At 46.7% G+C, this 21,542-nt stretch carries 25 protein-coding genes, 1 tRNA gene, 1 pseudogene and 1 riboswitch; of the genes and pseudogenes, 9 read left to right on the plus strand and 18 right to left on the minus strand.

The features are described 5' to 3' along the window. Window positions 1-27 precede the first annotated feature (27 nt). Together QN395_RS10330 and QN395_RS10335 are read right to left on the minus strand one after the other, a co-directional pair. Window positions 28-801 (minus strand): sulfite exporter TauE/SafE family protein, encoded by a 774-nt coding sequence (locus QN395_RS10330; RefSeq protein ID WP_322119648.1) that lies wholly within the window; start codon window positions 799-801, stop codon window positions 28-30. 179 nt (window positions 802-980) lie between these two features. Next, window positions 981-1,202 (minus strand): hypothetical protein, encoded by a 222-nt coding sequence (locus QN395_RS10335; RefSeq protein ID WP_322119647.1) that lies wholly within the window; start codon window positions 1,200-1,202, stop codon window positions 981-983. 93 nt (window positions 1,203-1,295) lie between these two features. Then, a riboswitch (FMN riboswitch) is annotated at window positions 1,296-1,482 on the plus strand. Between the two features lie 124 nt (window positions 1,483-1,606). On the opposite strand from QN395_RS10335, the gene ribB reads away from it, so the two are divergent. Together ribB and QN395_RS10345 are read left to right on the plus strand one after the other, a co-directional pair. Further along, the gene (ribB, locus tag QN395_RS10340) at window positions 1,607-2,236 is read left to right on the plus strand and encodes a 3,4-dihydroxy-2-butanone-4-phosphate synthase (RefSeq protein ID WP_416200161.1); all 630 of its coding nucleotides are present in this window, start codon (window positions 1,607-1,609) and stop codon (window positions 2,234-2,236) included. Window positions 2,237-2,362: 126 nt separating this feature from the next. After that, on the plus strand, window positions 2,363-2,563 hold the full coding sequence (locus tag QN395_RS10345) for a hypothetical protein (protein WP_322119645.1): 201 nt from the start codon (window positions 2,363-2,365) through the stop codon (window positions 2,561-2,563). Between the two features lie 199 nt (window positions 2,564-2,762). Here the strand turns inward: QN395_RS10345 and QN395_RS10350 are convergent, their stop codons facing one another. Then, complete coding sequence (locus QN395_RS10350; RefSeq protein ID WP_322119644.1) at window positions 2,763-3,254, minus strand: pilin; 492 nt, start codon at window positions 3,252-3,254, stop codon at window positions 2,763-2,765. Between the two features lie 276 nt (window positions 3,255-3,530). Between QN395_RS10350 and QN395_RS10355 the strand changes: the two genes are divergently transcribed. Together QN395_RS10355 and QN395_RS10360 are read left to right on the plus strand one after the other, a co-directional pair. Then, window positions 3,531-4,541, plus strand: coding sequence for a peptidylprolyl isomerase (locus QN395_RS10355; protein WP_322119643.1), 1,011 nt, complete (start codon window positions 3,531-3,533; stop codon window positions 4,539-4,541). A 28-nt stretch (window positions 4,542-4,569) separates the two neighbouring features. Continuing rightward, entirely contained in the window at window positions 4,570-5,028 is a 459-nt protein-coding gene (locus QN395_RS10360) for a hypothetical protein (protein ID WP_322119642.1), read from the plus strand. Between the two features lie 183 nt (window positions 5,029-5,211). Here QN395_RS10360 and QN395_RS10365 read toward each other — a convergent pair. The 6 genes and pseudogenes from QN395_RS10365 to QN395_RS10390 form a co-directional block, all read right to left on the minus strand. Continuing rightward, window positions 5,212-5,676, minus strand: a pseudogene (locus QN395_RS10365) (DUF2269 family protein). A gap of 116 nt (window positions 5,677-5,792) precedes the next feature. After that, window positions 5,793-6,233, minus strand: coding sequence for an SDR family NAD(P)-dependent oxidoreductase (locus QN395_RS10370; RefSeq protein WP_322119641.1), 441 nt, complete (start codon window positions 6,231-6,233; stop codon window positions 5,793-5,795). 53 nt (window positions 6,234-6,286) lie between these two features. Next, window positions 6,287-6,817 carry a hypothetical protein gene (locus tag QN395_RS10375; protein ID WP_322119640.1) on the minus strand — a complete coding sequence of 177 codons (531 nt, stop codon included), beginning with the start codon at window positions 6,815-6,817 and terminating at the stop codon, window positions 6,287-6,289. After that, window positions 6,814-7,311: a cell division protein gene (locus QN395_RS10380; RefSeq protein ID WP_322119639.1), complete on the minus strand. Its 498-nt coding sequence runs from the start codon at window positions 7,309-7,311 to the stop codon at window positions 6,814-6,816. The genes QN395_RS10375 and QN395_RS10380 overlap by 4 nt, the downstream gene beginning before the upstream one ends. Before the next feature lie 76 nt (window positions 7,312-7,387). Continuing rightward, window positions 7,388-7,810 (minus strand): thiol-disulfide oxidoreductase DCC family protein, encoded by a 423-nt coding sequence (locus QN395_RS10385; RefSeq protein WP_322119638.1) that lies wholly within the window; start codon window positions 7,808-7,810, stop codon window positions 7,388-7,390. A 76-nt stretch (window positions 7,811-7,886) separates the two neighbouring features. Next, window positions 7,887-8,414, minus strand: coding sequence for a GbsR/MarR family transcriptional regulator (locus QN395_RS10390; protein ID WP_322119637.1), 528 nt, complete (start codon window positions 8,412-8,414; stop codon window positions 7,887-7,889). 534 nt (window positions 8,415-8,948) lie between these two features. On the opposite strand from QN395_RS10390, the gene QN395_RS10395 reads away from it, so the two are divergent. From QN395_RS10395 to QN395_RS10405, 3 genes are read left to right on the plus strand one after another with little or no spacing between them, the layout of a single operon-like run. Beyond that, window positions 8,949-9,371: a hypothetical protein gene (locus QN395_RS10395; RefSeq protein WP_322119636.1), complete on the plus strand. Its 423-nt coding sequence runs from the start codon at window positions 8,949-8,951 to the stop codon at window positions 9,369-9,371. Between the two features lie 5 nt (window positions 9,372-9,376). Then, the gene (locus QN395_RS10400; RefSeq protein WP_322119635.1) at window positions 9,377-9,994 is read left to right on the plus strand and encodes a hypothetical protein; all 618 of its coding nucleotides are present in this window, start codon (window positions 9,377-9,379) and stop codon (window positions 9,992-9,994) included. 52 nt (window positions 9,995-10,046) lie between these two features. After that, window positions 10,047-10,676 (plus strand): hypothetical protein, encoded by a 630-nt coding sequence (locus QN395_RS10405; RefSeq protein WP_322119634.1) that lies wholly within the window; start codon window positions 10,047-10,049, stop codon window positions 10,674-10,676. Between the two features lie 74 nt (window positions 10,677-10,750). Here the strand turns inward: QN395_RS10405 and QN395_RS10410 are convergent, their stop codons facing one another. From QN395_RS10410 to QN395_RS10445, 8 genes are all read right to left on the minus strand, one after another. Continuing rightward, window positions 10,751-10,912, minus strand: a complete 162-nt coding sequence (locus tag QN395_RS10410) for a hypothetical protein (protein WP_322119633.1) — start codon at window positions 10,910-10,912, stop codon at window positions 10,751-10,753. 123 nt (window positions 10,913-11,035) lie between these two features. Then, window positions 11,036-11,347 carry a hypothetical protein gene (locus QN395_RS10415; RefSeq protein WP_322119632.1) on the minus strand — a complete coding sequence of 104 codons (312 nt, stop codon included), beginning with the start codon at window positions 11,345-11,347 and terminating at the stop codon, window positions 11,036-11,038. Between the two features lie 486 nt (window positions 11,348-11,833). Then, window positions 11,834-12,877 (minus strand): aldo/keto reductase, encoded by a 1,044-nt coding sequence (locus QN395_RS10420; RefSeq protein ID WP_322119631.1) that lies wholly within the window; start codon window positions 12,875-12,877, stop codon window positions 11,834-11,836. A 101-nt stretch (window positions 12,878-12,978) separates the two neighbouring features. Further along, window positions 12,979-14,031, minus strand: a complete 1,053-nt coding sequence (locus tag QN395_RS10425) for a quinone-dependent dihydroorotate dehydrogenase (protein WP_322119630.1) — start codon at window positions 14,029-14,031, stop codon at window positions 12,979-12,981. Between the two features lie 166 nt (window positions 14,032-14,197). Then, window positions 14,198-14,920, minus strand: coding sequence for an arginyltransferase (locus tag QN395_RS10430; protein ID WP_322119629.1), 723 nt, complete (start codon window positions 14,918-14,920; stop codon window positions 14,198-14,200). A gap of 41 nt (window positions 14,921-14,961) precedes the next feature. Continuing rightward, on the minus strand, window positions 14,962-15,690 hold the full coding sequence (gene aat / locus QN395_RS10435; RefSeq protein ID WP_322119628.1) for a leucyl/phenylalanyl-tRNA--protein transferase: 729 nt from the start codon (window positions 15,688-15,690) through the stop codon (window positions 14,962-14,964). Window positions 15,691-15,718: 28 nt separating this feature from the next. After that, a complete protein-coding gene (locus QN395_RS10440) occupies window positions 15,719-16,909 on the minus strand; it encodes a YbfB/YjiJ family MFS transporter (RefSeq protein WP_322119627.1) in 1,191 nt (396 codons plus the stop codon). Window positions 16,910-17,106: 197 nt separating this feature from the next. Next, window positions 17,107-17,676 carry an NUDIX hydrolase gene (locus QN395_RS10445; RefSeq protein ID WP_322119626.1) on the minus strand — a complete coding sequence of 190 codons (570 nt, stop codon included), beginning with the start codon at window positions 17,674-17,676 and terminating at the stop codon, window positions 17,107-17,109. A gap of 240 nt (window positions 17,677-17,916) precedes the next feature. On the opposite strand from QN395_RS10445, the gene QN395_RS10450 reads away from it, so the two are divergent. Next, window positions 17,917-17,993, plus strand: a tRNA-Met gene (locus QN395_RS10450). Window positions 17,994-18,127: 134 nt separating this feature from the next. Further along, a complete protein-coding gene (locus tag QN395_RS10455) occupies window positions 18,128-19,123 on the plus strand; it encodes a site-specific integrase (protein WP_323491938.1) in 996 nt (331 codons plus the stop codon). A 100-nt stretch (window positions 19,124-19,223) separates the two neighbouring features. On the opposite strand, the gene QN395_RS10460 is transcribed toward QN395_RS10455, so the two are convergent. Next, the gene (locus tag QN395_RS10460) at window positions 19,224-21,374 is read right to left on the minus strand and encodes a peptidase domain-containing ABC transporter (RefSeq protein WP_323491939.1); all 2,151 of its coding nucleotides are present in this window, start codon (window positions 21,372-21,374) and stop codon (window positions 19,224-19,226) included. Window positions 21,375-21,542: the final 168 nt, after the last annotated feature.

Raw genomic sequence — 21,542 nt, forward strand, 5'->3', positions numbered from 1 at the left:
CTAAAAAAATACGCTCAAAATTACAGTTTAAAGAACCAGCTTAGCGGCAACAATAGTTAAGGTTGTAGCTAATAGTCCACGCAAAAATTTTTCTGGTACGGCACGCGCCGCCATGGAGCCTATCGTAATGCCAGGCAATGAACCTATTAACAAGGTACCCAGCAACTCCCAGTTGATTGATCCTAACCACCAGTGACCGACGGCAGCAATGGCAGTCAGTGGCACCGCATACGCAATGTCAGTCCCGGCAATGTGCGCAGCAGACATCCGTGGGTACAACATCACCAGCAAGGTCGCGCCAATTGCACCGGCGCCGATAGAAGAAACGGTTACCAAGGTGCCCAGCAAAACGCCAGAAACGATGGTCGCCGCAGCCAATTGCGTACCTTGCAATTGCTTCTCTGGATGGCGATTAAGCCATGCCAGCATTTTAGACTTAAACAGTAAGGCGACCACGGTCAACAGCACCGAACCGGCAATAGAATAACGAATAATCTGACCGATTTCTTTATCCAGAGCGCCAAAATGTTTCAGGCTCAGCGTAGCAATCAATGCTGCCGGAAGGGCGCCGTAACACAGCAAACGCACCACATGCCAGTCCACTGTGCCACGTAAGCGATGGGTAAAAGTGCCGGTCGCTTTAGTAATCGACGCAAATGCTAAGTCGGTACCGACCGCAACGGTAGGTGACACGCCAAACAGCAGAGTCAACAAAGGTGTCATCAGCGATCCGCCACCAACGCCAGTCAGTCCTACCAAAATACCTACTGCAAAACCGGACGCTACATAGCCTAAATCCATACTACCCCGTTCATATCACCATGTTGAAAGTAACAGCATAGTAAAGAATCTGAGCCTTAATCCAAACTACTTAGTCTTTATTTGCTTATATGTAGTTTTGACATATGGATAGACATTATTTGAATGATGTATATTTAATACTCTGATACTTAATCCAGCGAAGTTCGGATCATACATTGTCATGCGGCATCAAGATTTTTCTTTATATTTGATTGAGTTTGCTGTCTCTTTTTATTTTGATAATAGTTATACTCCATATGAGTACATTTTGATCGTCCATGTATTAAAAGGAGATTGGGGTATTTTTTATATAAATAATAGGGAGTATATTCAATAGATGACTGAATCTCTAGCATTTTTAACGCCTGTTCCAATCGCTGTTTGCTGTCGAGATGGTTCATGAGGGATTCAACAGGATCAACGATAGAAATCGTCGCTTGATCTTCAATTTTCCCAAATCTGTATAATCGTCAAGCCGACTAATTCGGTAAGTAGTACGTCTTCAGGGCGGGGTGAAACTCCCCACCGGCGGTAAGTTCAAACAAGTAGTTGATGCTTGAACAAGCCCGCGAGCGCTTGCAACGAATCACATTTTCGGAACAGTGAATTTGCGTTGGAAGGTCAGCAGATCTGGTTTGACTCCAGAGCCGACGGTCATAGTCCGGATGAAAGAAGATGCGCCACACTTAATGCACGCACAAGCACGTTCGTTTATTCGAGCGCGCTTGTGTTGCTTGCGTTTGGCTATTCAAAATCCCCTGAAACGTCTTTTGCACTTTTTTTGCGGAGCGTTTCTATTATGTTGATATCCACTGTAACAAGTTCCTTAGTTTTGCCTTTGGTTTTGCCACCATTCGCAGAACGTCTTTCACGTGCCTTATCTGATTTATCAGAGGGGCGACCTATTCTGTTAATGGATGATTTTGATCGGGAGAATGAAGCCGATCTTATTGTTGCAGCAGAAAAAATCACGACCGATAGCATGGCCAGATTGATACGCGATGGTAGCGGGATTGTCTGTCTTTGCCTTACGGATGAGCGGGTGAAGCAATTAGCATTGCCCTCGATGGTTGTGACGAACGACAGTCGCTTTGGCACTGCCTTTACCGTAAGTATTGAAGCTAAAATTGGCGTTACGACTGGCGTATCTGCGACTGATCGCGTAACTACTGTGAAAGCGGCAATTGCTGACCACGCTGTCCCTGGTGATCTGGCACGTCCTGGCCATGTTTTCCCATTGCGTGCGGTTGCTGGTGGCGTATTGACTCGCCGCGGGCATACCGAAGGCTCCATCGATTTAATGCAGTTGGCAGGCTTAAAGCCTGCAGCAGTGTTATGTGAACTGATGAATCCTGACGGCAGTATGGCGAAAGGAGCAGAGATTGAGTGTTATGCCGCTGCGCATGATCTTGTGATGCTAACGACTAACGATTGATGAGTTAGCGATATATTTGAGGGGAAAACAAAAAGGCTAGACTGAATTATTTACTGGATACATCATTGGGTTTGTGATGTATCCAGTTTCGCTTAAACTGGGCTTAGTTTTTATCTCATATTTAAAATGAACATCTTATCCAAGTTATTTTTACTGTCATTGTCTGTGGTGCCGGCCTTCAGTGCCAATGCAGCCCCTGCCGATTGGTACAAATGGCGCAGCAAGATTGATACGGCAGAAGTTTGCTCGCAAATTTCACCAGGAGCAGGATGGGAACGTACCAGCGGACCATTCAAAAATGCGCAATGTGAAAAATTGAAATACTAGGTGTTTAGCCCTGTAATGCAATGCGGCTGATTAACGATAAATCGTTCTGTTTTTTTATGCAGCAAAAAAAGATGAATTCATAAGGTCTCATTTCTTTCAAGGTCTTCAATCGGCGAGCGACGTTATAGCTCCTTAAAAACGAATTCAATACGCTTTCAACTGAAGATGAAAGACTTAGTGACACCTTATGCACACCTTATTATTTAGTCCGTTTCTGGCAACTAAATGACAACATCCCGGCCGGAACTGTTGTCTGATCAATGCCTAATGCCGTCATTTTTTCGGGAACATCTGCCCCGCCGCAGATCCACGCTACTGGAACGACTTGCGCATCTAAGACGACTGCAGGGCGCAGCGTTAGTAGTTTGCCTTTGATGGCATTGTTTGCCTGGTTGCCAAAGGTGACTGTGATTGCGCCATCCTGTACGTTCACATTACTCACAAAATTTCCGACCATTTTATCGGCACTAGGCAAACCAGCGGCGGCATTATCAGCCGGCATTTTTTGTGTAGCAGTCCATGCTGCTGCGATGGGTTTTTTTGCGACATCGGTGAGCGGAGTAATTGATTCGATTTGCTGCCTGACAAAGCGCAATTGTATCGACGGATATGCTATCGTACCCAAGATGCCAATAATCGCGATGACGACCATCATTTCTACTAAGGTAAATCCGGAGCGAGTAGGTTTCATAAAATGGCATACTTTTTCTAAATATTGATCATAACAAGTGCATCAGTTTATTAGCTCATTTATAGAAAATATTTTCAGTCAGCTTTATGTAGACCTTAGTTCAAATACACTATAAATTCTCTACAAATACACCTTGTATTTGTATGACTATGCATCCTTCTGGACACCACAGACACTAGACAAATTTCTACCTATCGCGTACCTTCAATAATCTTGCTTGGCAGGCAATTTCTATTAATAAGTCCATAGTATTCGTTATTTTTTCGGAGTCACGTTATGCACGCATCTGTACAAAGTTCTGTTCCGCATTCCTGTAAAAAAACAAAGCTGGCTGGCGCCGCATTAACTGCCACCAGCTTGTTGCTGTCAACTGCCTGGGTCAATACCGCGTTCGCTAGTGATACCAAGCCCTTGACAAAGACGCCCGCCACTACCTCCGCAAAAGCGGTTGCAAAACCCACCATGGCAGATCTAATTAAAGCTTCTGCGGCAACTGACTGGCGTCCACTTGATCCAAACAACACCTTGTATATGGATCTAGAAAAAGGACGGGTGGTGATTGAGCTTGCGCCCGACTTCGCTCCTGATCATGTGAAGAATATCAAAGCGTTGGTCAGCGAGGGATATTTCAATGGGCTTGTGGTCATACGCTCACAAGAAAATTACGTCGTCCAATGGGGCGATCCCGAAGATGAAAATCCAGCAAAAAAGCGCGAAGTCAAAACTGCCCGAAAAAATCTGGATCCTGAATTCACCGTTAAGTACGATAAAAAACTGCCATTTACACGCTTGCCGGATGCAGATGGGTTTGCCCCCCAAGTTGGTCATGCAGACGGCTTTCCGGCTGGACGTGATCCCAAAACCGGCACTGCCTGGCTGGCACATTGTTATGCCAGTGTCGGGATTGGCAGAAGCAACGAGGTAACGAGCGGTGACGGCAGCTCAATGTATATAGTAAGCGGCCATGCGCCACGCCAATTGGACAGAAATGTCACTTTGGTCGGCCGGATAAGGCAGGGGATAGAACTACTGACCACCCTGCCACGCGGTACCGGCCCTTTGGGTTTTTATAAAGAAACCGAGATCAAGACACCGATCAAATCCATCCGTATCGCTGCCGATGTGCCAGAAGCCGAACGGAGTAAATTGGAAGTCATACGCACCGATACGCCAACCTTTAAAGCAATCGTTGAAGCACAACGTAACCGTGGCGGTGATTGGTACAAAGTCCCCGCAGGCTATATTGATTTATGTAATGTGCCGATTCCTGTGCGGGCGATGCAGTAATCTCTTCTACAAATCAAAGAAACTACCTATGTTGAAAAAAACTATGGCGTGCTTGAGTATTGCCACCCTTATTTTTACCATGACAGAAAATATGGCACAAGCACAAGATGCTGAGCCATTAATCTCTAATCCTGTACAACTGGTTGATATGGCGGCAAGAGCTGCACCTGCAGGTGTCAAGGTAAACTTTACGATGGAAGTTAAAGCTATCGGACATCTGAAAGACAGGATTATCCTGAATTCAGAAGAAGATTATCGCGATCCGAAAAATATCTCAGTAGATGTGTATCCAACCGCTGAAGCGGAGTTGGTACACACTTTAGGTAATGATCTTGATCCGCTCATTAAAGGACATCGTATTCGCGTGCAGGGCACCATTAAGAGAGTAACGGTTTGGTTTTTTGAGAAAGGCGTTAAAACTGACAAGTATTATTACCAAACACATATTTTGGTAAAAAATGCAGATCAGATTAAAGAAATAAAATAAGATAATATAAGAATTACCCGCTGATTTGAGACGTTACATTAGCGTTTCAAATAGCCGAATTTTTTCTAAAATAGCTCCTGTACTTCACACACTTTTCGTTCGTATTTGTTGTCTTATTCGACGCAAGAAATCAAGTTAATTGTCATGATGTGTGAAGTCTTTAAAAAAGCTAAAAGAACAGTCTCAAACTGGTTTGTGCACCATCAACCAATATACAACAAGCAACTCGCCAAATGCCGGGAATCCCAACGCAGTCCGGATTTTTTCAAATAATCAGCAGCGGTCTGGTAATGCCAGATTGTTGCTTGCTGCCAGCGCTGCCATGTTGCGCATTTTTAACTGCAACCAAACTACGGGTAATCAGCAAACCGCTGCCAGAACATACAGCGCTAGTGACCAGATCATCCCGCTGGAACTGAGCGGAAAACCTGCAAGCCGTATCATCCAAAAACCAGAAAGTGGCTGGATAATCACCGCAGGTGTCGTGAACCACCAATCAGCGCGCACAACCCATTGCGTCACCAAGGCGATTGCCTGAACATTGCCGCTGCGATTGATAAAAAACAGGTAGAACGCGGTACCAAATTCAGTACCAAACATCAAGGTCGCAGACAGGATATGCAGCGTTTTTATGGCGAGATAGTCCATCTTATTTTTTCGTTTTTGTATTTTTTGTTGATATGGCGTTGACGGCATGCGAATTCGTTACGCGCCACATGATGAACATGATGAGCATCATGATCAGTAAGGGTAGTTTTTTGTTTTCAAACGCTGTTACTGCAAATCGTCTTCGGCAGCACCTTTGCTGCGCCAGTACCCGGTCGTGGCATCTGCGTGGCTACCCAAAGCAGAAACCTGAATAACCTGATCGATACCAAGCCGCTCGCATGCAGCAAACAAGGCGACGGCGCAGCCCGGTGCAGCACATCAAAATCACCAGCTTTGACTTCGCGAATAATTCCCACACAATTGATGACAACATCAATATTTTTTAAATGCGGCAACCAGGCTTGTTCTGTCGTCATGCCGACAAAATCAATCTCACGCCATTGGGAGCTTGTGGCCGACTTTGCAGATTTTTGGTTAACGGGCGTCGCAGTTGGTTTGTTGCGGCTTGCCGCAATCACCTTGTATCCACTTTGGAGCAAGGCCACCGCTACGTTGCTGCCTATCAGACCGGTCGCACCTAATACAAGTATGTTCATCTCTGATCCTTCTTCTTTTAGCCCCACTTTTATAATTGCAATGAATTAGCTCATTAGCTGGATGCGATTGAAAAATGCGCCGCTGACTTCGTACTTTGCATCGTCCACGCTGCCAACATATCTCGGACACCCCAGCCAAATACGCCGATGCTCATCAGACTTAATAACCATGAGGTAACGCCGTAGTGGACGTAATGCATCTGATCTGGCAATGTCGCCCAAGTCAATAAAACCGGAATCAGCAAGGAGCAATAAGCGCCACCGCCCATGCTCAGCGCCAGATGCATGACGCGCTCGGTGGCAGATAATGTGCGTGTGCGATCTTCTTCTACAAAATCCCAGGCGGTGAGCAAGACCTCAATCACCAGCACTGCTGCAAGAAGCCAGGCCCAGCTACCGTGCCATTCAAACCAGGCAAGTCCGGCAAAGACCACGGCATATAAAACCTCACGCACGCCGTGGATGGCTTGCTCCAGAATGGCGCTAGGTCGTTGCGGCAAGCCTTCTCGCCACTCGTGATTGATCAGTACATCCAATGCGCCTAAGACACCTTGCGCCACTAAAATCCAAAGAATGCTATTCATGATGCAGCCTTGGTCAATGTGGTTTGATCTTCGCGCCATAGCCAGATCAGCGGAGGCAACATCATGACTACCGCGAACAGGTCAACCCAGACATGGTTCCAGCAATCGGCTTGTAATGAGATCAGCATGTCTTGCGGTGCCCACACGACGATCCCGATAATGAGAGCTTTCCAGGCGAAGCTGCTACGTTGCTGGTCGCCAAAATAGACCAGTGCGCCCATCCAGATCGCGGTGGATTGCACCGTCGGCCCAAATAGCGATATCCACCAAACCTGCTGGGCACGTACTGTCGCGGCGCCCGATGTAGTCAAGGTATGTAAACTATTCCAGGCATCGCCCCAGAAGGCGAGTTCTATCCCGTGATGGTAATTATTGAAAATTGATGCATTGGCGATCCAGGGTAACAAAGCACCGACCAATAAATGCATCGCGGCAGCGGCGTACATCCACCTGACCAGCCATATTCTTTTTGTGTTTTTTGGTATGGAACTCATTTTATATCTCTAATTTCTGTATAGACAGAAATAACTGGTGAAAAAAAGGCGAAAAAAAGCGGAAATAAGGCGCCGATTACAGAAACGGATTCTCTCTGCGACATACGCCCTCATTACAAGCGGGTATTTTGTATCCCAATAAGGCAGACATCCGATAACGGTTACGGGCAAAACTGCGATATAGGCTAGACAGTGCAGGGCGCAGCAAGCGTATGCGCAAAGGTGCAACCATCCATGCACGGCCTACCAAGGTATAAGCGACCAGCATACTGTCTAGCCCAACCAACAGCTCACCTTGATCTGTCAGACTATGCAATTCCTGACCGAGTGCTTCCATGGTCACACCCAAAAAATCAGATGAGAAATCACCGGCGGCGATATCGGCAAACTCCAGATTGCCCGCGCTATCCCAAGTTTTTAATCTATGCATTTCTGCTGCGCAGAAAGGGCAATTACCATCGAAATACAGCGTTAGTTTTGGGGTACTTATGGCGCTCATTTTAGTAACTCCTTGAGTCAAAATTGTTTAGGATGTTTTTACTTGCGCATGTTTTTTTACGATAATGCTTGAGCAATCAATCATTACTGATCAGGCGCGCCACCTTGCCACCCATTTTTAAAAATCTCTTCAAGGTTGCCGGTGGTAGGTGCTTATAGTCTTCATAGGTAGCCGTCAGCATTTCCAAAAAAGCCAGCACTTGCTCCATTTTGGCTTTAGTCGCCGCTTCTAATCCTGGATCGTTTTCCGCTTCCAAAGCGCATTCCCGCAATACAGTCAGGGTAGGATCAATCTCGCGGCGTTTACGCTCTTCGCTAATGACACGGAAGATTTCCCACACGTCTTGCAAGGCCACAAAATGATCGCGGCGGTCGTCCAGCACATGAGTAATTTTTACCAGCCCCCAGCTTTGTAATTCTTTCAGGCTATTGCTGACATTAGAGCGGGCGACATTCAGCGTATCGGCAATATCCTCGGCTGGTAGTGGCTTATTGCTGAGGAAAAGCAGTGCGTGGATTTGTGCCACAGTACGATTGACACCCCAGCGTGTACCCATTTCACCCCAATGAAGGATGTACTTTTGCATAGTCGGTGTCAGTTGCATGGCATTTCCTTAATTTCTGTCGTTACAGAAATAATAGAAGTATTTTGAGGTCAAGTCAAAGCTTATCTTTGGTCTTTTTATTTTTGCCTAGATGTTTAGTGCTGAAGGCTTTATCCAAGCGACGGGGATCTTTGGGCTTAATACGTTAACCAGCGATTAGTAGTAATGTTGAATTACTCGGTAGGGGTATATTTAGACTGTCCATATAATGATTGGGCGATAAGGCATATTTCTATAAAAATATGGGGAGTATGCATATGACGCATAGCCTGAGTATCTAATCCAGTGATGCGTCTTTCGATCTCTGGAAATGCTGATTCGGAGGCTCTAAAAATTTTATCAGCACTGTAAATTTCGTTGATAGAATCAAAACCATCTGAGATACCAATTTCACTGACTAGCTAGGTATATTGTTGTTGAGTCTGACAGAGTAAAACGGCACCTTATTCGGTTTTCCAGCCCCGACAAACCGACGATATATTTCCCCTGTTTCCATTACATACTGAAGATGAATAAACATACATCGTCCAATATATGAGCGCAGCACTCACCGCCGACGATCTACTCCTGCGCGCTCCTGTGTGGGAGGCGCTTTCGGATTTTTGGCTTGATACAGAACTCCAGGATTTTCAATTTGACCATATTGCTCGCGTCATCGCTGCTTCGCCCTATTCGATTGAAGAGGTGATTGCTATTCATAACTATGAAGTTGCTCCCGCTGTTTCTGCAAACTTGGGAAGCATTGCCGGAGAATGGTCAGGGTTTGACAGCGAATGGTTGAATTCCAGATGCATACATTTTGCTTCACGCCGACAGTCGATTTGGTTTAAATCCAGAATTGCGCTGCAACTCCAGTTCCAATGGATCTTTACCGTGCGACGTTGGAGGCGGCTTATTCCGCAGATTCAATCAATTCGTCGTGTCGAAGCGAACTCGACACAGTTAACAAATAGGTGATCTAAATGGGTTTACTGATACTGCTATTTTTAGCTGTTATTTATGTGTTATTGGTCAGTCTGTTGATTAGCTACATTAAGCCGTGGTGGTTGCGACCGTTTGTCGCAATAATATTTATCGCGATCCCGACGGCAGACGCAGTCTATGGACGATATCGTCTTCATCAGATGTGCGATGCAGAAGGGGGATTAAGAATTTTTAGAGTAGTCGAAAATGTGCCTGGATTTTACGATCCAACATCATCACCTTCAGAAGAGAATGTTCGAAAATATGGGTATAGGTTTAGCGAGGGACTTGGAGCAGATAAAAAAATAGCGCGATTGAGCTTAGGTTCAGATGGCGCGATTGAGACCGAGATTGGTGATAAACCCGTTAGCAAGTATATCTATCAGTCACAACTCGGAGATTTAAACGGCAAGTACTCAAGAGTCGAACAAAGAATTGTTGTCATCGAAACAGGCGAAATTCTTAGCCGAGCTGTAAATATCAATTTTGAAGGCGGTTGGGTTGAGCGATTGTTAGCAGCCTTATACGACGCACGTGGCTCAGCGGGAAACTGCGGATCAACTATTACTTCAGATCTTTTTACCAACACACTTAAACCAATTAAACCAACAAAATAAATATTAAAAGATGACCGCTTATTTTCAATCACATCTAAAAAGGGTCACTTAAATGGGCTTACTGATATTGCTATTTTTAGCCGTTATTTATGTGTTACTGGCCAGTCTGTTGATTAGTTATATCAAACCGTGGTGGTTGAGACCGTTTGTCGCAATCATATTTATCGCCATCCCGACAGCAGACGCAGTCTATGGGCGCTACCGTCTTCATCAGATGTGCGATGCCGAATGGGGACTGAAGATTTATCGTGTCGTTGACAATGCGCCCGGATTTTACGATCCAATAAATTCACCTACTGAAGGGTGGATAAAAAAATATGGATATAAGTATATTGAGGGTAGAGGTCCTGGAGGTCAGTTGGCTAGAATGATACTCAAAGAGGAAGGCGTCATTGATATGGAGATTGGTGGTCAGCCAATTAGTAAATACGTGTATGAGTATAAGCATGGAAACATAAACGATATTTATTATCGTTCAGAACAAACAATATATGTAAAGGCAACCAACGAAATTTTGAGTCGAGCGGTCAATATTAACTATTCCGGAGGTTGGGTAGAACGATTATTAGCAGCCATCTATGGAGAGAGAGGATCAGCTGAAAATTGCGGAAAAGACGTAGGTATAGAAATCTTTACTAAAACACTGAATCCAATCCGATCAAGTGCAAACCAAAATAACTGACCTTTTCCCGCGCTCCAATTGTTCTTCAAATGTACAACCCTCTTTTGTAGTAAGTACAGCATGCGCTTATTAATTTAACGCGCGCCCTTGTGATCTTTTTGTCCGTCATTTTTATGGCGTCCTGCAACTTCGGTTTGTTCTGCTTTTTGCTTTTGGTTTTTTGCGGCTTCCATATCGGAAGGATGTGATTTGCCATTGTGTTGATGTTGGCTCGGAGCTTTTGTTTGCGGTTTCATTACTTGTTCCTTTGCTGGATGAAGATGGTTTGAGGACGGGTTGTCCTTTGCCACCGTTTTTTGTGATGACCGGCATGAGTCTGAATTAAACTGGTCATCACATGTTGCTCAACGACTCTGATATCAAGCGTTACTCATATCGTTCGCGCTGGGTTTGAAATGTTGTGGGCTGATGCGGAATTTTGCGCGCCTGTCGCCCATATAGGCACGTAAATCTTTGATGCTGACGTTAGAGATTTCATGCATACGGATCAACAGTGAAGCACCGACTGGTAGTCTTCGATGGCGGATTTTGCTGATTACCGGCGGTGCAACTTCTAACGCTCTCGACAGCGCGGCATCGTTTTTGAAGTGCAACTGGGTGATTAACGTATCCAATAAATTATCTGGATCATAGGTAAATTCCTTTGTCTTTAAGTCTAATAGATTACTCATCTAGTTCCTCCGTTGGTTGAGCCTGCGTTAGTGTGCATTTCTGCCTGGATGTCTACGGTGTTGTGCTTGTTCAACATGGATAGTCATCAACCTGTCTTGCCGATGATCTGACGAGACTCTTTATGGTGGTGAAACAGAGTCCATCTGTCATCTATCCGACGTTACTAAAATTCCTTCTGATCGAGTGAGTCGCGTTATTACAAAGCCTTGCAATACCTGGGTATTGCGATGTTTTGTGCTTCACGCGGCATCTGGATTTGAAGGATTTTTAGAACCGTCTAGTTGTCTTATAGACCTTAATTTTTACAGGCTCCGTGCGATATCACACATAACTGAGATTTTTATTTCGCGCTGGACATTGAGCTGCGGCACAAAAAATTTCCCTAGGGAATATTTTTGAGGTGAGGAAGGCACAGGCGAAAAAAATGCCCCGAAGGGCATTCAATGTTTTTTGCTGTAACTTTGTACTGGCAGACAGGAAGAGAGTCACTGCCCCGGATTAGACATTTCTGCATGAATCGCATTGATTTTGGTGATGACCTCATCCGACAAACGCAGTTCAAACGCATCGATATTTTCCTTGAGCTGCGTCAAATTCGTGGCGCCGATAATGGTGCTGGCGACGAACCAGCGTGAGTAGCACCATGCTAACGCGAGTTGAGCAGGTGTCATGCCGTTGGCGCGGGCGAGTTCTGCGTAGCGACGACTGGCTTCGAATACGGTCGGGCGCATGTAGCGTGGGCTCCAGGTTGCCGGGAAGCGGGTTAGGCGACCTGTTGCATTGGCATCTTCGTTATATTTGTTGGTGAGCTGACCGAAGGCGAGCGGGCTGTAGGCTAGCAGACCGACGTTTTCGCGGAAGCAGGTTTCATCCAGTCCTTGCTCAAACCCGCGATTGACTAGGTTGTAGGCATTTTGGATAGAGACAATGCGGTTGGCGGATTGTTTATCGGCTTCTTTGATAAACTCACTGACGCCCCAAGATGTTTCATTCGAGACGCCGATCTGGCGCAGTTTGCCGTCTTTGATCAGATCATTGAGCGCGCCCAGCGTATCGGCGATGGCTGCCGAAGGACGTTCTAGCTTTGGGTCAAAAGACTTTTGGCCGAAGATCGGTGCGTTGCGGCTAGGCCAGTGTAGTTGATACAGATCGATGTAATCCGTTTGCAAGCGTTGCAAGCTGGTCTCGACTGCGGCACGGATGTTGGCGGGTGTCAGATCGGTATCGCCATTACGTATCCAGCCAAAACCGCGTGACGGACCTGCTGCTTTAGTGGCGAGAATAATCTCTTTGCGCTTGCCGGATTTTTTGAGCCAGGTGCCGATGTAACGTTCAGTCGAACCTTGGGTTTCGGCACGCGGCATGACTGGGTACATCTCTGCGGTATCAATAAAATTAATGCCGCGTTCTAATGCGTAATCGAGCTGGCTATGTGCTTCGGCTTCGGTATTTTGTTCGCCAAAGGTCATGGTGCCAAGACAGATTTTGGACACTTGCAGATCGCTGCTGCCGAGTTGAGTTGTTTGCATAAGTTGACATCCTCAGAACGAAAAATTCAGAATGAAAAAAGAGATTAAGGTGCTTTCTCAACCTGAGCTAAAGTTGAGCCAAGGTTGAAATAAGCATGACTTTAGCGTGATTTTGAATTTGCTTTCAGTGCTGCCGCGCATTCCCTGACTAATGCTGGGCCACGATAAATTAGGCCGGAATATAGTTGTACCAGGGCGGCGCCCGCATCGATTTTTGCCTTGGCGTCCGCGCCGGAAAAAATCCCACCGACGCCGATAATCGGTAAGGCATCGCCTAATTCGGATTTGAGTGCGCGGATCACTTTATTCGATAATTCAAATACTGGTTCGCCAGATAATCCGCCTGCCTCTTCAGCATGTTCTAGGCCTTTTACCGCGTCGCGGGTGATGGTGGTGTTGGTGGCGATGACGCCATCAATTTTGTGGCGCAGCAGGGCTTGGGCGATATTTTTGATTTGCTCGCTGTCCATATCCGGCGCGATTTTTAATGCCAGCGGCACATAGCGCTTGTAATGATCGGCAAGTTTTTGTTGCGCTTCTTTGAGCTGCGCCAATAAGGCGTCGACTTCGCTGGCACCTTGCAACTGGCGTAGATTTTTTGTGTTGGGCGATGAGATGTTGACCGTCACATAGCTGGCATAGGGATAGACTTTTTCTAGGCAAAGTAGATAGTCTTCTGCTGCGCGTTCGATCGGGGTATCGGCATTTTTACCGATGTTAAGTCCGAGCACACCTTGCTTGTCCTGATAAAACTGCGATGCCTGCACATTGCTGATAAACGCGTCCACGCCGCCATTATTAAAACCCATACGGTTGATGATGGCATTGGCTTTTGGCAGGCGAAACATGCGTGGCTTCGGGTTGCCAGCCTGGGCGCGTGGCGTGACGGTACCGATTTCAATCGAGCCAAATCCTAGCCCGGCCAACCCATCGATATACGCGCCATCTTTGTCCAGACCCGCCGCAAGTCCAACGGGGTTGGGGAACTGGATGCCCATGACGGTACGCGCATCATTGGCGGGTTTGGCGATTAGTTTGGTCAGACCCAGGGTGGCAGAGCGTCGTAAGGCCGGCAAGGTGAGGTTGTGCGCTTGCTCCGCATCCATCGCAAACAGGACAGGGCGAGCCAAGGCGTAGAGTAATTTATCAGGCATAATTTTATTGTTTTTGGGGGAGTATTAGCACAAAATGGTTTGATTGTCCAGAGAATCATTGGACGTTAAAAAATACACGGGTGAGTATATGTTTCTGTCAAGGCTTATAAAAATTTGTCTCGGCGAGATGCTGTAAGGCAGCCGGGGTGATGTTGGGTAAGTCCCATCATAAAGCTTTCCACTCACCTTGTATCAAGCCGTCTAGCGGTTTGAAATTGGTCTTGTAAGCCATCTTAGGACTGGCGGCAATCCAGTAGCCCAGATACAGATAAGGCAAATTCAATTCTATGCATTGCTGAATTTGCCACAGCACATTGTAGGTGCCGTAAGACGCATTGCTGTCATCCGGATCATAAAAGGTATAGACCGACGACAAGCCGTCACTCAGGATATCGATGATGCTGACCATACGCAGCACATCTTGCTCGTCGCGAAACTCGACCAACCGAGTGTTGACACGACTTTGCAGTAAAAACTGCGCATATTGGTCACGACTATCCTGATCCATTCCGCCGCCGGCATGCCGCTGATTTTGGTAGCGATGGTAGAGCTCATAATGCTCGTGCGAATAGGTCAATGAGGCGACCCGGGCGACCAGTTTGCCATGCTTGCTGTTAGCGCGACGCTGACTACGATTGACGCTAAATTCATTGACGCGGACGCGTACCGGCGTACATGCCTGGCAGTTGTCACAATGCGGGCGATAAATAAATATGCCACTACGGCGGAAACCGTTTTTAATCAGTTCTGAATACGTATCGGCATTGATGAGATGTGCCGGGGTCGCGACTTGCGAGCGCGCCTGCAAGCCATCCAGATAACTGCATGGATAGGGCGCTGTCGCAAAAAACTGTATGCTAGAAAAAGGTAATTCGTTCAGCTGTGTCACGGCATTTTTACCATTACGTTTTTGATCAGATCATTTCAAGCTTATTTGGTAAATAACTTTTCAGTCGTCCAATCCAGGATGGGCGGCATTGCTATTGCTTGTTGCAAGTGAAGAATAAATTCGCTGCGAGAGATCGGTTTGGCGCCCAAAGACGCTAAATGCGCAGTCTGTTGCTGGCAGTCTATCATTTTCACATCGTTTTTACGTAAGAAAAATACCAGGTGCGCCAGAGCGATTTTAGAGGCATCGGTGATCCGTGCAAACATCGACTCACCATAGAACATACGACCGATGCACACACCATATGCACCGCCGACCAGTTGCCCGTCTAGCCAGACCTCGGTCGAATGGGCAAAGCCTTGCTGATGCAATCCGACATAGCCGGCGATGATGTCTTCTGATATCCAGGTACCGGTTGAGATGCCATCGCCATCTCTGCGTGGACCGGCACATGCCCGCATAACTTCCTCGAATGCGCTGTCGAAGCGGATTTCCCAGCGCGGATCTTTGGCGATTTTTTTAAGCGTCTTTTTTAGGCTGTCAGACAATTTAAAATCGCTGACTTTTAAGACCATGCGCGGATCAGTTGACCACCATAAAATAGGCTGACCTTCAGAAAACCAGGGGAAGATGCCGTGCTGGTAAGCGTTGAGCAAACGTTCTGGCGATAAATCTGCACCGGCCGCCAGTAAACCAGCTGCGCCATCAATCTCTAGCAACGCGGTTTCTATTTCCGGAAAAGGGGTGTCAGTATCTAGCCAAGGGATCATGCTGCTTGTTTGCTGTGATTTGCTTTAGTCATGCTGGTAGCTTACGGAGAGTTTCGCGCGATTCTAAGGCTTTTAACATCATTAATAGTACGGTACCAATCGACAGGGCGCCAGCCGCCAGATATAAACCCGATGCGTAGCTACCTTGATGTAGTGCGAACCAAGCGGTAATGATAGGCGCGATGATTTGTGCCACGCCATAAGATATCGTCATTTTCCCCATCATTTTTGCCGGACGCGTTGGATAGTAACGTCCCGCCATCGTCAATACCAGACTTACCATCCCGATAAAAGTACCGCCAAACAGCAATGCCCCCACGACCGATGCAGCGAGTCCACCCACCATCACTGGCAACAAAATACCGATGATTTGCAATGCCGCCGCCAGGATCAGCGCATTCAGATCACCGGTCCGGCGCGCCATCAAATCCCACAGTATGCAGGCGGGCGTGGCCGCAAGACCAATCACCAAAAATATCATGGTTCCTTTACCCGCCAGCCCGGGCAAGTGGTCAACAATGGCGACGATAAACGTCGCACTGACAACGTAACCGACACCAGTGCAAAAATAAGCCGCCATGAATAATTTTAAAAATAAGCTGCTGGGCGGGTGGTCTTCCATCTTTTGGCCAGAATTGGTCAAGCTGCTGCTATCCGGCGCGGGCAGCCAGCGTAATGCAGGGACTAGCAAAAGGCATCCGATCATAGCAAAAGCAAACCATTGTTCGCGCCAGTCTAGCCAGTGACTCATTACGGCGACTGCCGCCGCGCAGCCAGCAATACCAATTCCAAGACCAGAAAAATGTATGCCCAGTTCGCTACGATGATTGTGGCGGATCAGCCAGTTTAAAATCAGCCCTGTCCCTAGCAACATGCTGGCGGCGCTACATAAACCTGCCACATAGCGAGAAATTGCCCAAACGGCAAAATGATCGCTCAGCCCCATCAGGATCGTACTGAGCACGGCAAACACCATGCCGATCCGGTACAGCCGGTCTTTCAGCCGCAAGTCACTGATTTGCGAAGCGATTAAAGCGCCGCTTAGGTAGCCGGCGTAGTTGAGTGCCGCCAGCCAGCCGGCTTCAGATACCCCGAGTCCGGCTTGCTTTTGCATGATGGGTAGCAAAGGTGTGTAGGCAAAGCGTGCCACGCCAACCGCTAAGATCAAACTGAAAATACCAGCGCTGAGTACCTTAAGACGTTCCGCCTGTTGCTGCATGGTTTGCCTATGTTGGGTGATGCTACGAATGCTTGATATGTCGAGCAATGCATGGGTGCATGCATTGCGCGTTGCCTTGAATAGTAAAAGTGAAATTATTATTTACTTAGAAAGTTTAAGTGATGAATTGTTTTGATCTGGATCGGCTATCACCAAAGCAGATTTTTGTGAGTTTAGCTTTTAATTGTTGGACATTGTCAGTCGCTGCGCATAGGTTTGAAAATGTCATGCTCATGCAACGTATATTGGCCGCCTGACTTGAGCTTGGCAAAATCCTCAAAGAAGAACTTGAGCGTATGGCTTACAGTGGGGAAGGCGATGTCTTTCCAGGGAATATCTTTTTCTGCAAACAGAGCGACTTCCAAGCTTTCTACACCTGCCAAATAGTCCAAATCTAATAGTGTCGCCCGATAAAACAAGTGCACTTGATGCACATGCGGCACGTTGAGGATTGAAAACAATTCATGCAATTGAATATGTGCACCAGCTTCTTCTACAGTCTCCCGCTGCGCAGCCTGGGAGGTAGTCTCATTATTTTCCATAAAACCTGCAGGCAAGGTCCAGTAGCCATGACGAGGTTCGATGGCTCTTTTGCATAGCAGGATTTTGATTTCACCGTCTTGCTCCCAGACTGGAATGGAGCCAACGACCATTTTCGGATTTTGATAATGGATTGTTCCGCAAGCAGGACAGACAAAGCGTTCACGCGTGTCGTCAGCAGGAATCTGGATTACAACAGGGGTGGCGCATTCGGAGCAAAATTTCATGGCACAGAAATATAAAAGAATGGACGATGGGATGATGTTGATAACCAATTTTTAAGGAGTGTATCACCGTCAGTCACGATGTTCTTCATTCATAAAATTGAAACAGAAAGTGGCAAATTTTGTCTACACCTGAATTGCGTGAAAATGGTTTTAAAGTGCTGGCAACATCGACGATGCTCTTATAAATCCAAGATAGGCATTGCGGACAAGGGCAAAATCGGATATAGTGTTGTTCTCAGACGCGGGGTGGAGCAGTCTGGCAGCTCGTCGGGCTCATAACCCGAAGGTCGTAGGTTCAAATCCTGCCCCCGCAACCAATAAAATCAAAGGCTTACAGAATTGCTGTAAGCCTTTTTGCATTTAAAACGATTTATTGCTGCAATTTTGCTGCACTTCCGTTTGAAATGCCGGTGTCTATACCCTGTTCCTCAACCTCAATTGGAGCAGAAGTATGGCAACGATCAATAAACGCGGTCCGTATCAATATCAAGCCATTGTCCGGTGCAAAGGCTATCCTACCCAAACACGCACTTTAGAAACCATCAAAGCAGCCAACGACTGGGCCAGAGATGTCGAGGCAAAAATGCGACGTGGTGAGTTTAGCGACCGTTCAACCGCAGAAAGTACGACTCTCGGCGATGCACTAGAACGCTATCGCTTGGAAGTAACGCCCGCTAAGCGCGGTCATGTCAAAGAAAATTACCGTCTTTTGCAGTTGATGCGACACCCTCTGGCTTTACGTCCACTCGCCAGCCTACAAAATGTCGACTTTTCCACTTACCGTGACCAGCGACTAAAAGAAGTCGCTCCGAAGACAGTACAACTAGAACTTTCCGTATTCTCTGCTTTACTCAATACAGCCCGCCGTGACTGGTCAATTTCGGTCGCCAACACGATTACTGATATCCGTAAACCAAAACTCCCCAGAGGCCGCTCCCGGCGTCTGGTTGGCGATGAGGAGAAGCGCCTGTTTGATACTGCTAGTAAGAGGGAATCATCTGACCTAAGTTTATTAATCGTACTTGCTATCGAAACTGGTATGCGTTGCGGAGAAATGGTGTCCTTAACTTGGGATCAAATCGACCTAGCTCATCATTTTATTCATTTGGATATGACAAAGAATGGGACTGCTCGGGATGTGCCTTTGTCAGTCACTGCAGAATCTGCTCTGCGTAGTGCCCAGCAACATCCACATGGCCGATTGACGGGATTCCAGGCAACGGATGGCGTTACTGCAGCATTTAGTCGACTTTGCCGACATGCTGACATAACCAATTTACGTTTTCATGACCTACGCCATGAAGCAGCGTCCAGATGGGCAAAAGTATTACCCGCAGCAACATTGGCAAAAATCTTTGGCTGGAAAACCTTGCAAATGGCGATGCGCTATTACAACCCTACTGCGGCTGAGTTAGTAGCAGCTATCCGTCAAAAGACAATACATTAGCTTTCTTCTTTTTAGGATAAGTACCGAAGAGAGATTCAAACTTTTCTCATTGAGAAAACAAAACCAAGCCAATGAATATTGGCTTGGTTAGTTGAAATAATCAGGCAACCAACATCTGTAGTTCTGCCAGCGACTCAAATTGATCAGGCTTAAGTTCAGCGCGGTCGATTGACGTAGCACGTATTTCTACCGCTTTCCCGTTCTGTAATGACACCACGCGCTCCGCACTGGCAATTGTCTCTGGTCGATGTGCAACCATAATGCGAGTCAAGTTCAGCGTACCCAATGCCTGATTGACCTTTTGCTCATTCTGCACATCCAGATGGCTCGTGGCTTCATCTAATGCCAGAATCTTGGGTTGTTTGTACAAGGCACGCGCTAGCAAGACTCGCTGCTTTTGCCCTCCTGACAAACTACTACCCATGTCCCCAACCAAGGTCTGATAACCCATCGGCATGGCCGCAATATCCTCATGAATTGCCGCCTGTCTAGCACAGTGCTCGACCTGTTCTTGCTTGGTATGTGCATCAAAAAAACTGATGTTGTCCTGAATCGAGCCGGCCATCAATACATCATCTTGCATCACAGTACCAATTAGCTTGCGATAGGCATTTATACCTAATTGCTTAGTCGGAATATTATCAATCAAGACTTCACCCTCAGTGGGTTTAAGCAAATCTAGAATGATTTTGCATAAAGTCGTTTTGCCACAACCGCTAGGGCCAACCAGAGCAATGCTTTGTCCTGCAGGAATGGTCAGATTAATCCCGTCTAACACCCAAGGCTCCCCCTCGGCATAACGAAATTTCAGGTTTTTAAGTGTAATCGTTGGCTGTATGCGAGACATATCGGTTTCTTGTACGGTATCGATTTCAGCTTCTTCCAAGACGATATCGGCTAAGCGCTCGCTATGCAGTCCTAGCATTTTTAGGTTGACTACCAAGTCAATGACGTTAAAGAAACGACCTGAGAAGGTGCTGGCGTAACTAGAAAAAGCCATTAGCATCCCAACCGTCAAGACGTTCTGCATGACCTGTCCAGCGCCGATATAAAACAAAGCCAGACTTTGAATACCAAATAAGGTGGTATTAGAAATCTTAAACAAGATCGACATCTTCTGCGTCTTGATATCGCGGTTTTGTACATCCATTTTAAGATTAAGCCAGCGGGCACGACGCTCTTCTTCCCGTCCAAATAATTTCAGCGGCGAGATCGCACGGATAGTTTCTAAAAAATGGCTACTCTCTTTGGAGGACAAGACCAAACGTTCTTGCGAAGCCTCGCGAAATGGTTGATAAAACACCCAGCGTAATACGGCATACACCAAGACAGTGACAATTACCAAGGCAGATAACTTCACGCTATATAACAACATCATGCCGAGTGCCAGCAAGGCCATCAGACCGTCTAAGGCACTCTCCACAAACAAACTCGTCAACGTACTCTGGATCGCCCCAATACTGCCAAAGCGAGAGACCACGTCACCCAGATGACGCTTCTCAAAAAAAGAGACCGGTAAATGCGTCAGATGCGCAAAAACTCGAGCACTCCATTGAAAACTGATATCCATACTCCAGCGCATCAAGAACCAACTACGCGCCAGACTGATCGCGGTTTGAGTCACCATCAGTAAAGCAAAGCCAATGACCAGCACCGTCAGTAACTCGCGGTCGCCACTGACAATGACTTCATCCACCACAAATTGATTAAACAACGGGGAGGTAATCGCAAAGATTTCTAACGCCAACGCTAGTACCATGACTTGCACAATGGCGCGACGCAGGCCAACGATGTGTCCGGTTAAATCTCGGATAGCAATCTTTTTACGCTCGTCTTTGGGCTTAAAGCTCGCACTTGGAGACAATTCACAAGCAACACCAGTAAAGTGTGCCGACGCCTCTTGCAAAGCAACACGACGCTCACCTACTGCGGGGTCAAGCAAAATCAAAGTCACTTTGCCTTGCCAATTTTTAGTAATCTTTTTTAAGACCACAAAGTGATTTAAGTTCCAATGCAAAATACATGGCAAAGCTAACTGATCTAACTCTTCCAATTCCAAGCGCAATGGTCGTGCGGACAATTGCATTGCCGACGCATGGCGCATTAATTGAGCTAACGTCGCTCCTTTAAGACTGATCGAGAATTGACGACGTAAATCCGCGAGATCAGTGTGGTAGCCGTAATGGCTTGCGACCATGGCTAAGCAAGCTAAACCGCATTCGCTCGATTCTGTTTGGAGGAGAGATTTCATCAAGTAAGATAATTAAATGAGCAATTCATTTTTTCGACACTTTCAAGCAATGTCAAGTGAGCTACGATTTAGTTCTTAATTTATATAACTAAATGAGGTTCTTGCAAAACGAAACACCGGAGAGTAATTTTATTGCGAGAAGCGCAAAATAGATGAGAAAGGAGCGGC

Source organism: Undibacterium sp. RTI2.2 (assembly GCF_035018705.1).
In the GTDB taxonomy this organism is placed as follows: domain Bacteria; phylum Pseudomonadota; class Gammaproteobacteria; order Burkholderiales; family Burkholderiaceae_D; genus Undibacterium.

Coding starts and splice junctions, on each gene's coding strand:
- QN395_RS10370 (WP_322119641.1), bottom strand. CDS start 6,233: ATGAACATACTTGTATTAGGTGCGACCGGTCTGATAGGCAGCAACGTA.
- QN395_RS10360 (WP_322119642.1), top strand. CDS start 4,570: ATGTTGAAAAAAACTATGGCGTGCTTGAGTATTGCCACCCTTATTTTT.
- QN395_RS10410 (WP_322119633.1), bottom strand. CDS start 10,912: ATGAAACCGCAAACAAAAGCTCCGAGCCAACATCAACACAATGGCAAA.
- QN395_RS10440 (WP_322119627.1), bottom strand. CDS start 16,909: ATGCAGCAACAGGCGGAACGTCTTAAGGTACTCAGCGCTGGTATTTTC.
- QN395_RS10385 (WP_322119638.1), bottom strand. CDS start 7,810: ATGAGCGCCATAAGTACCCCAAAACTAACGCTGTATTTCGATGGTAAT.
- QN395_RS10335 (WP_322119647.1), bottom strand. CDS start 1,202: ATGAACCATCTCGACAGCAAACAGCGATTGGAACAGGCGTTAAAAATG.
- QN395_RS10415 (WP_322119632.1), bottom strand. CDS start 11,347: ATGAGTAATCTATTAGACTTAAAGACAAAGGAATTTACCTATGATCCA.
- QN395_RS10400 (WP_322119635.1), top strand. CDS start 9,377: ATGGGTTTACTGATACTGCTATTTTTAGCTGTTATTTATGTGTTATTG.
- QN395_RS10330 (WP_322119648.1), bottom strand. CDS start 801: ATGGATTTAGGCTATGTAGCGTCCGGTTTTGCAGTAGGTATTTTGGTA.
- QN395_RS10395 (WP_322119636.1), top strand. CDS start 8,949: ATGAGCGCAGCACTCACCGCCGACGATCTACTCCTGCGCGCTCCTGTG.
- aat (WP_322119628.1), bottom strand. CDS start 15,690: ATGATCCCTTGGCTAGATACTGACACCCCTTTTCCGGAAATAGAAACC.
- QN395_RS10445 (WP_322119626.1), bottom strand. CDS start 17,676: ATGAAATTTTGCTCCGAATGCGCCACCCCTGTTGTAATCCAGATTCCT.
- QN395_RS10455 (WP_323491938.1), top strand. CDS start 18,128: ATGGCAACGATCAATAAACGCGGTCCGTATCAATATCAAGCCATTGTC.
- QN395_RS10355 (WP_322119643.1), top strand. CDS start 3,531: ATGCACGCATCTGTACAAAGTTCTGTTCCGCATTCCTGTAAAAAAACA.
- QN395_RS10380 (WP_322119639.1), bottom strand. CDS start 7,311: ATGAGTTCCATACCAAAAAACACAAAAAGAATATGGCTGGTCAGGTGG.
- QN395_RS10420 (WP_322119631.1), bottom strand. CDS start 12,877: ATGCAAACAACTCAACTCGGCAGCAGCGATCTGCAAGTGTCCAAAATC.
- QN395_RS10405 (WP_322119634.1), top strand. CDS start 10,047: ATGGGCTTACTGATATTGCTATTTTTAGCCGTTATTTATGTGTTACTG.
- QN395_RS10350 (WP_322119644.1), bottom strand. CDS start 3,254: ATGAAACCTACTCGCTCCGGATTTACCTTAGTAGAAATGATGGTCGTC.
- QN395_RS10345 (WP_322119645.1), top strand. CDS start 2,363: ATGAACATCTTATCCAAGTTATTTTTACTGTCATTGTCTGTGGTGCCG.
- QN395_RS10425 (WP_322119630.1), bottom strand. CDS start 14,031: ATGCCTGATAAATTACTCTACGCCTTGGCTCGCCCTGTCCTGTTTGCG.
- QN395_RS10460 (WP_323491939.1), bottom strand. CDS start 21,374: ATGAAATCTCTCCTCCAAACAGAATCGAGCGAATGCGGTTTAGCTTGC.
- QN395_RS10375 (WP_322119640.1), bottom strand. CDS start 6,817: ATGAATAGCATTCTTTGGATTTTAGTGGCGCAAGGTGTCTTAGGCGCA.
- QN395_RS10390 (WP_322119637.1), bottom strand. CDS start 8,414: ATGCAACTGACACCGACTATGCAAAAGTACATCCTTCATTGGGGTGAA.